Raw genomic sequence first — 8,422 nt, forward strand, 5'->3', positions numbered from 1 at the left:
CGCGGGCGGCGGGAGGGCGTGCGGGCCCTTCAGCCGCGGGCGGCGGCTCCGTGGTCCGGTTCCACGAAGACCACGGGGCCGTCGTTGTCCAGGACGACGCGGGCGAGGAGGCCGGTGAGCGCGTCCCGTTCGTCCGGGGCGAGGCCGGCCGGCAGCTCCTCGATGCGCCGGCAGGCGTCGGTGTAGAACCGGTCGGCGAGCCGGGCGCCCCGGGAGGTGAGCGCCACCCGGACCGCGCGGCTGTCGCGCGGGTCGGGCTCGCGCCGCACGAGGCCGTTGTTCTCGGTGCGGTCCACCAGACCGGTCAGGCTGGATTTGGCGAGGCCGAGCATCGAGCAGAGTTCGCCCATGCCGTACGGCTGCGCCATCAATACGCACAACAATTGGCCCTGCTGCGGGGTGAGGCCGTGCTCACGGCCCGCCTGGGCATACACGGCATGCACCAGGAACGAGGACCGCACCAGTGCGGCCGCCAGCCCCATCCTGCCGTCGTCATCACGCTTGGCCACGTGCCACAGCGTAGCACGCGAATATCGAAAGTTCGTAGCAGGAACTTCTCTTTCTTAACAAAGATCTGTAGTTCTTGGCCTTCTTTTGCATTGTGGTTCGTAGTGCGAACCACTAGCGTCTTTCATCAGAACCCGTCGCAGTTTCATTGGTTTGTGGAGCGTGAATCATGAGTCGTAAGGTCGCCGTTGTCGGCGGAGGCTACGGGGGCGCCGCGGTTGCCAAGGCCCTGGAGAACGAGGCCGAGGTCGTCCTGATCGACCCGCGTGACGCCTTCGCCAACGTGGCCGGATCGCTGCGCGCACTGGCCCAGCCCGAGTGGGCGCCCAACATGTTCTTCCCGTTCAAGACGCTGGTCACCCAGGGCAAGGTCATCCAGGACCGCGCCGTGTCGGTCGACCCCACCGGCGTCACCCTCGCCTCCGGCGAGCACGTCGCGGCCGACTACGTCGTCCTGGCCACCGGCTCCAGCTACCCCTACCCGGCCAACCCGGCGGCCCCCAACGTCGCCGAGGCGCTGGAGGACTTCCGCACCTCCCACAAGGAGCTGCTCCAGGCCGACAAGGTGCTGATCCTCGGCGCCGGCCCGGTCGGCCTCGAGCTCGCCGGCGAGATCAAGGAGGTCTGGCCCGGCAAGCAGGTCACCATCGTCGACCCGGCCACCGAGCTGCTCCCCGGCTTCAAGCCCGAGGTCGTCGAGGACCTGCACAAGCAGCTCGGCGAGCTGGGCATCGAGGTCCGCCTCGGTACGAGCCTGACGGCGGAGCCGGGCACCCAGTCCGGCCAGGCGGGTTCCTTCACCGTCACCACCACCGCCGGCGACGAGATCACCGCCGACGTCTGGTACCGCGCCTACGGCACCACGACCAACAACGACTACCTCGCCGACGGCAAGCTCACCGCCCTCAACGCGCAGGGCCAGGTCCCCGTCACCGAGAAGCTCAACGTCAAGGGCCACGACCACGTCTACGCGGTCGGCGACATCACCGACGTCGCCGAGGCCAAGATGGCCGGCTACGCGATGCAGCACGCCGAGGTCGTCGCCAAGAACATCATCGCCCAGATCAAGGGCGAGGAGCCGACGGAGACCTACCAGCCGCTGGGCTTCCCGATGATCCTCCTGCCGCTCGGCACCAACGGCGGCGTCGGCCAGCTCCCCTCGCCCGAGGGCCCGTTCGTCGCCCCCGCCGAGATGGTCTCCCAGTACAAGGGCCAGGACCTGTTCACCGGCCGCTTCGTCGGCACGCTGGGCCCGACGGCCGCCTGAACCTCCGGCGCGACGGAACCGTCACGGCACACCACGGCACCTCACGGGTGCCCGTGCCGTGACCTGACAACCGCATAACGGCACCACCGCACCACCCGAGCTCGCCGCGCGAGTTCGCCGGTCCTCCTGGATCCCCCGCCACGGACCGGCGAACTCGCGCGGCGTTCGCGTTTCCCGATCCGTATCGATCCGTACCGATCCGTACCTACGACCACGGAGACGACGCTCATGCCATCTTCCATGGAGCCGACCGACGCGGCGGCGACCTTCCTGCGCATCGAGAAGGGCAACCCCGACGCCACCGAACTCGCCGCGCTCACCGCCGTGCTGCTCGCCCGCACGGCCGCCCTCGCCGACGCCGCCCCGGCCGCGGACGAGACCTCGGAGCACGCCCCCGTCCGCCGCACGGCGCGCTGGCGCCGGCTCGAACGGCGCACCCGCACCGGCACGCCGCGCAGTTGGCGCGACGACGCGCGCCGCTGATGCGGTCGCCCGACGCGAGCGCGCCGAGCGCGCCCCTGGGCAGCAGGGCCCGCCCGGCGCCGCCGCACCCCGGCGAGCCCGGCGTTCCCGTCCACCACCTGGTACGCCGCCTGGTGCGCCGCCGGCTCACCCGGTGCCTGGCCACGGTCAGGAAATGAGGGCGGCACCCGGAACGAGGGCGGCACCCGGCGACGGCGACCCCGGAGACCTCATCCCGCCCGGACTCCTACCGCCCGGAGTTGTTGATCCCATGTCAGAGCTGTTGCACACCGAGGCAGCCGCCCGCGCCGCCGTCCGCGCCGCCTCCGGCACCACCGCAGGCGAAGAGGCCGACCTCGCGGGCGGGGAGGCGGCGGGCACCGCCTCCGTCACCCGCGAGATCACCCTGGACGCCGCCGGGATCCCCCTCTCGGGGCTGATCGCCGAGCCGCGTTCCGGCCGGCCGAGGGCCCTCGTGGTCGCGGTGCACGGCGGCGGGATGCGGGCGGGCTACTTCGACAGCCGGGCCCGCCCCGGCCTGTCGCTGCTCGCCCTCGGCGCCGACCTCGGCTACACCGTCCTGGCCGTCGACCGCCCCGGCTACGGCAGTTCGGCCCCCTGGCTGCCGCGCGGCCAGCCCCTGGCGGAACAGGCGGCGACGCTGCACGACGGCCTCGCCGACTTCGCCGCGGGCCACGACACCGGTGCGGGCGTCTTCCTGGTCGCCCACTCCAACGGCGGCAAGCTCGCCCTGGCCGCGGCCGCCGAGGAACGCGGCCGCACCCTCCTCGGCCTGGACATCTCCGGTCTCGGCAGCCGCCTCGCGGTCCGCACGGACCAGCTCCCGGGACAGAACGGGCACGGCGACTGGCGCCGCCACTGGGGCTCGCTGCGGCTCTACCCGCCGGACGCCTTCCGGCAGGGGCGGCACCTGGTCTCGCCCGTGCCGGAGATCGAGGCGGCCGAGGGCCCGCTGTGGCCGGCCATGTACCCGCGCATCGCCCGGCGGGTCCGCGTCCCGGTCCGCTTCACCTTCGCCGAGCAGGAGCAGTGGTGGCTGTTCGACGAGGACGCCCTGGCCGAACTGCGCCGGCCGCTGGCCGCTCCGACGACCGTGATCGCCCACCAGCCGGACGCCGGGCACAACCTGAGCCTCGGCTGGGCGGCCCGCACCTACCACCTCAAGGCCCTCGGCTTCCTGGAGGACTGCCTGCTCGCCCGGGACGCGGCCCCCGCCCGGCGGCCCGCCGCCCGGCCCGTGAGCCCGCCGGTCCCCGTGCCGTGACTCCCGACCGGAGACGCGCCACACCGAAGCCACCGAGAGACGGGGAGAGATGAGCATCGACACGCTTGAGACGCGAGAGACCCGGGAGACCGCCGAGCACGACCGCGAGCACCAGCATGAGCGCGAGCACGTCCTGACGCGCGGCCCCCTCGTCCTACCGCCGTCGCCGTGCGCCCACCACGTGGCCCCGGCCTGCGGCCACCACGTCCCGGCGGAGGACGACCTCGCCCTCGCCCTCGCCGTGGTCCGGCCCGCGCTGCTCGCCGGGGAGGAGCACGAGTCCCCGGACCCGTGGATCTTCCGCGGCACCGACTGACCCGGCCGCCCGGCTCCGGCCGCGCAGAGCGCCGCGCGCTCAGCACCGCGCGCACACCGCCCACCCACCGGCCCACCGACCGGCCCCCGAGTCGCCCACCGACCGGCCCCGATCCGCCGACCCACCCACCTTCCTGGAGAGACATGTCCCGCCGCCTGTTCACCTCGGAATCCGTGACCGAGGGTCACCCCGACAAGATCGCCGACCAGATCAGCGACACCATCCTGGACGCGCTCCTCGCCCAGGACCCGGCCTCGCGGGTCGCCGTGGAGACCCTGATCACCACCGGCCAGGTCCACATCGCCGGCGAGGTGACCACCGCCGCGTACGCCGACATCGCCACCCTCGTCCGCGAGAAGATCCTCGAAATCGGTTACGACTCCTCCGCGAAGGGCTTCGACGGCGCCTCCTGCGGGGTGTCGGTGTCCATCGGCGCCCAGTCGCCGGACATCGCCCAGGGCGTCGACACCGCCTACGAGTCCCGGGTCGAGGGCGCGGGCGACGAGCTCGCCGCCCAAGGGGCCGGCGACCAGGGCATCATGTTCGGCTACGCGACCGACGAGACCCCGAACCTGATGCCGCTGCCGATCGAGCTGGCCCACCGGCTGTCCCGCCGGCTCACCGAGGTCCGCAAGAACGGCACCGTCCCGTATCTGCGCCCCGACGGCAAGACCCAGGTCACCATCGAGTACCTGGGCAGCCACCCCGTCCGCCTGGACACCGTCGTCGTCTCCTCCCAGCACGCCTCGGGCATCGACCTCGACGGCCTGCTCGTCCCGGACATCCGCGAGCACGTCGTCGAGCACGTCCTCGCCCAGCTCGCCGAGGACGGCATCAAGCTGGAGACCGAGGGCTACCGGCTGCTCGTGAACCCGACCGGCCGTTTCGAGATCGGCGGCCCGATGGGCGACGCCGGACTCACCGGCCGGAAGATCATCATCGACACGTACGGCGGCTACGCCCGCCACGGCGGCGGCGCCTTCTCCGGCAAGGACCCGTCGAAGGTCGACCGCTCGGCCGCCTACGCCATGCGCTGGGTCGCCAAGAACGTCGTCGCCGCCGGTCTCGCCCGCCGCTGCGAGGTCCAGGTCGCGTACGCCATCGGCAAGGCCGAGCCCGTCGGCCTCTTCGTCGAGACCTTCGGCACCGGGACCGTCGCCCAGGAGCGGATCGAGCAGGCCATCACCCAGGTCTTCGACCTCCGCCCCGCCGCGATCATCCGCGACCTCGACCTCAAGCGGCCCATCTACGCCGCCACCGCCGCCTACGGGCACTTCGGCCGTGAACTGCCCGACTTCACCTGGGAGCGCACCGACCGGGCCGAGGCGCTCAAGGCCGCCGCGGGCGTCTGACGCCCGCCGCCCGCATCCAGCCGAGAGATCCCCGGGGTGGCCGGCGTCGCCGGCCGACGGCGTCCGACCGGCGCCGGCCACCCCTCCTCAGGAGCACAGGAGTTCAGGAGTTCATGTGCGTATCGCGGTGACAGGATCCATTGCCACGGACCATCTGATGGTCTTCCCCGGGCGGTTCGCGGACCAGCTCATCCCCGACCAACTCGCCCATGTCTCCCTGTCCTTCCTGGTCGACGGGCTGGAGGTGCGGCGCGGCGGGGTCGCCGCCAACATCTCCTTCGGCCTCGGCCGCCTCGGTCTCGACCCGCTGCTGGTCGGGGCCGTGGGCGCCGACTTCGCCGAGTACGAGGTCTGGCTCAAGGAACACGGCGTCGACACCGGCGCCGTCCACGTCTCCGCCGAGCGCGGCACCGCCCGCTTCCTGTGCATCACCGACGAGGACGCCAACCAGATCGCCGCGTTCTACGCCGGTGCCATGCAGGAGGCCCGCGACATCGACCTGGCGCACGCCCTCTACGGGCGCCCGCGCCCCGACCTGGTCCTGGTCGGCCCGAACGACCCCGAGGCGATGCTCCGCCACACGCGGGACTGCCGGGACCTCGGCCTGCCCTTCGCCGCCGACCCGTCGCAGCAGCTCGCCCGCCTCGACGGCGGCCAGGTGCGGGACCTGGTGGACGGCGCCCGCTGGCTGTTCACCAACGAGTACGAGGCCGCCCTGCTCCTCGAACGCACCAACTGGGACCGCGACGACGTCCTCGCCCGGGTCGGCGCCTGGGTCACCACCCTGGGCGGCGACGGCGTACGCGTCGAGCGCGCCGGCTGGGACCCGCTCCTCGTCGGCGCCGTCCCCGACGCCACGATCACCGACCCCACCGGCGTGGGCGACGCCTTCCGGGCCGGCTTCCTCGCCGCCCTCAGCCACGGCCTGCCGCTGCCCGCCGCCGCCCGACTGGGCTGCGTGGTGGCGTCGACGGCCCTGGCGACGGTCGGCTCCCAGGCATACCGCCTGGACCGGCACGAGCTCCTGCGGACCGCCGAGCGGGCGTACGGCTCCGCCGCGGCCGCCGAGCTCGCCCCGGCCCTGGCCCCCCTCGACGCCCCGGCCCCGGCCCCCCTCGACCCCCTGGAATCCCCCGACCCCCTGGACGGCACCTCATGACCGACCTCCGCGAGGCACTCGCCACCCGCGTCGTGGTGGCGGACGGCGCCATGGGCACGATGCTCCAGGCGCAGGACCCCTCCCTGGACGACTTCCAGCAGCTCGAAGGCTGCAACGAGATCCTGAACGTCTCCCGGCCGGACATCGTCCGGTCGGTCCACGAGGCGTACTTCTCCGTCGGCGTGGACTGCGTGGAGACCAACACCTTCGGCGCCAACCTCGCCGCGCTCGGCGAGTACGACATCCCGGAGCGGGTCTTCGAGCTGTCGGAGGCGGGTGCGCGGATCGCCCGTGAGGTCGCCGACGCGTTCACCCGGGAGACCGGACAGCAGCGCTGGGTGCTCGGCTCCATGGGCCCCGGGACCAAGCTGCCGACCCTGGGCCACGCCCCGTACACCGCGCTGCGCGACGCCTACCAGCAGAACGCCGAGGGCCTGCTCACGGGCGGCGCCGACGCCCTGCTCGTCGAGACCACGCAGGACCTCCTCCAGACGAAGGCGTCGGTCATCGGCGCGCGGCGGGCGATGGACGCCCTGGGTGCCGATGTCCCGCTGATCTGCTCCGTGACGGTCGAGACGACCGGGACGATGCTGCTGGGCTCGGAGATCGGTGCGGCGCTTACGGCCCTGGAGCCGCTGGGCATCGACATGATCGGTCTCAACTGCGCCACGGGCCCGGCCGAGATGAGCGAGCACCTGCGCTATCTGGCACAGCACGCGCGCATCCCGCTGTCGGTGATGCCGAACGCGGGCCTGCCCGTCCTCACGTCGGACGGCGCGCACTACCCCCTGTCGCCGGCCGAGCTCGCGGACGCCCAGGAGGCGTTCGTACGGGACTACGGGCTGTCGTTGGTGGGTGGGTGCTGCGGTACGACTCCGGAGCATCTGCGGCAGGTGGTGGAGCGGGTGCGCGGTCTGGTGCCGCCGGTGCGGGAGCCGCGTCCGGAGCCGGGGGCCGCGTCGCTGTACCAGACGGTGCCGTTCCGGCAGGACACGGCGTACCTGGCGATCGGTGAGCGGACGAACGCGAACGGGTCGAAGAAGTTCCGCGAGGCCATGCTGGAGGGCCGGTGGGACGACTGTGTGGAGATGGCGCGGGACCAGATCCGCGAGGGCGCGCACATGCTCGACCTGTGCGTGGACTACGTCGGTCGTGACGGTGTCGCGGACATGGAGGAGCTGGCGGGCCGGTTCGCGACGGCCTCGACGCTGCCGATCGTGCTGGACTCGACGGAGGTCGAGGTCATCCGGGCGGGGCTGGAGAAGCTGGGTGGCCGGGCGGTCATCAACTCGGTCAACTACGAGGACGGGGACGGGCCGGAGTCGCGGTTCGCGAAGGTCACGGCGCTGGCCAAGGAGCACGGCGCGGCGCTGATCGCGTTGACGATCGACGAGGAGGGCCAGGCGCGGACGGTGGAGACGAAGGTCGCCATCGCGGAGCGGCTGATCGCGGATCTGACCGGCAACTGGGGCATCCGGGAGTCGGACATCCTCATCGACACCCTGACGTTCACGATCTGTACGGGGCAGGAGGAGTCGCGGAAGGACGGGATCGCGACGATCGAGGCGATCCGTGAGCTGAAGCGGCGCCACCCGGATGTGCAGACGACGCTGGGCCTGTCGAACATCTCCTTCGGCCTGAACCCTGCCGCGCGGATCCTGCTGAACTCGGTGTTCCTGGACGAGTGTGTGAAGGCGGGTCTTGATTCGGCGATCGTGCACGCGTCGAAGATCCTGCCGATCGCGCGGTTCGACGAGGAGCAGGTGACCACGGCGCTGGATCTGATCTACGACCGGCGCAGCGAGGGGTATGACCCGCTGCAGAAGCTGATGGCCCTGTTCGAGGGTGCGACGACGAAGTCGCTGAAGGCCGGCAAGGCGGAGGAGCTGGCCGCGCTGCCGCTGGAGGAGCGGCTGAAGCGGCGGATCATCGACGGCGAGAAGAACGGCCTGGAGGCCGATCTCGACGAGGCCCTGACCACCACGCCCGCTCTCGACATCGTCAACAACACGCTTCTGGACGGCATGAAGGTCGTCGGTGAGCTGTTCGGCTCGGGGCAGATGCAGTTGCCGTT

At 72.2% G+C, this 8,422-nt stretch carries 8 protein-coding genes; 7 read left to right on the top strand and 1 reads right to left on the bottom strand.

Going from position 1 to position 8,422, the window contains the following annotated elements; translation table 11 throughout:
- Positions 1-29: 29 nt before the first annotated feature.
- Entirely contained in the window at positions 30-482 is a 453-nt protein-coding gene (locus ABZ135_RS35610) for a MarR family transcriptional regulator (RefSeq protein WP_356701993.1), read from the bottom strand.
- Between the two features lie 194 nt (positions 483-676).
- On the opposite strand from ABZ135_RS35610, the gene ABZ135_RS35615 reads away from it, so the two are divergent.
- The 7 genes from ABZ135_RS35615 to ABZ135_RS35645 all read left to right on the top strand — a co-directional run.
- On the top strand, positions 677-1,774 hold the full coding sequence (locus ABZ135_RS35615; RefSeq protein WP_356701978.1) for an FAD-dependent oxidoreductase: 1,098 nt from the start codon (positions 677-679) through the stop codon (positions 1,772-1,774).
- A 228-nt stretch (positions 1,775-2,002) separates the two neighbouring features.
- Positions 2,003-2,257: an acyl-CoA carboxylase epsilon subunit gene (locus tag ABZ135_RS35620; protein ID WP_356701980.1), complete on the top strand. Its 255-nt coding sequence runs from the start codon at positions 2,003-2,005 to the stop codon at positions 2,255-2,257.
- 250 nt (positions 2,258-2,507) lie between these two features.
- Positions 2,508-3,521, top strand: coding sequence for an alpha/beta hydrolase (locus ABZ135_RS35625; protein ID WP_356701982.1), 1,014 nt, complete (start codon positions 2,508-2,510; stop codon positions 3,519-3,521).
- A gap of 49 nt (positions 3,522-3,570) precedes the next feature.
- On the top strand, positions 3,571-3,837 hold the full coding sequence (locus ABZ135_RS35630) for a hypothetical protein (RefSeq protein WP_356701985.1): 267 nt from the start codon (positions 3,571-3,573) through the stop codon (positions 3,835-3,837).
- Between the two features lie 143 nt (positions 3,838-3,980).
- On the top strand, positions 3,981-5,189 hold the full coding sequence (gene metK / locus ABZ135_RS35635; protein ID WP_356701988.1) for a methionine adenosyltransferase: 1,209 nt from the start codon (positions 3,981-3,983) through the stop codon (positions 5,187-5,189).
- A 115-nt stretch (positions 5,190-5,304) separates the two neighbouring features.
- Positions 5,305-6,348 (top strand): carbohydrate kinase family protein, encoded by a 1,044-nt coding sequence (locus tag ABZ135_RS35640; RefSeq protein ID WP_356701989.1) that lies wholly within the window; start codon positions 5,305-5,307, stop codon positions 6,346-6,348.
- Positions 6,345-8,422, top strand: a 2,078-nt coding sequence (locus ABZ135_RS35645; protein ID WP_356701991.1) for a homocysteine S-methyltransferase family protein, incomplete at its 3' end; no start/stop codon positions are given. The genes ABZ135_RS35640 and ABZ135_RS35645, both read left to right, overlap by 4 nt.

Source organism: Streptomyces sp. NPDC006339, assembly GCF_040612775.1.
GTDB lineage: Bacteria > Actinomycetota > Actinomycetes > Streptomycetales > Streptomycetaceae > Streptomyces.

Excerpts from the sequence above, each read along its gene's own strand:
- ABZ135_RS35610 (WP_356701993.1), bottom strand. The coding sequence starts at position 482 with ATGGGGCTGGCGGCCGCACTGGTGCGGTCCTCGTTCCTGGTGCATGCC.
- ABZ135_RS35615 (WP_356701978.1), top strand. The coding sequence starts at position 677 with ATGAGTCGTAAGGTCGCCGTTGTCGGCGGAGGCTACGGGGGCGCCGCG.
- ABZ135_RS35620 (WP_356701980.1), top strand. The coding sequence starts at position 2,003 with ATGCCATCTTCCATGGAGCCGACCGACGCGGCGGCGACCTTCCTGCGC.
- ABZ135_RS35625 (WP_356701982.1), top strand. The coding sequence starts at position 2,508 with ATGTCAGAGCTGTTGCACACCGAGGCAGCCGCCCGCGCCGCCGTCCGC.
- ABZ135_RS35630 (WP_356701985.1), top strand. The coding sequence starts at position 3,571 with ATGAGCATCGACACGCTTGAGACGCGAGAGACCCGGGAGACCGCCGAG.
- metK (WP_356701988.1), top strand. The coding sequence starts at position 3,981 with ATGTCCCGCCGCCTGTTCACCTCGGAATCCGTGACCGAGGGTCACCCC.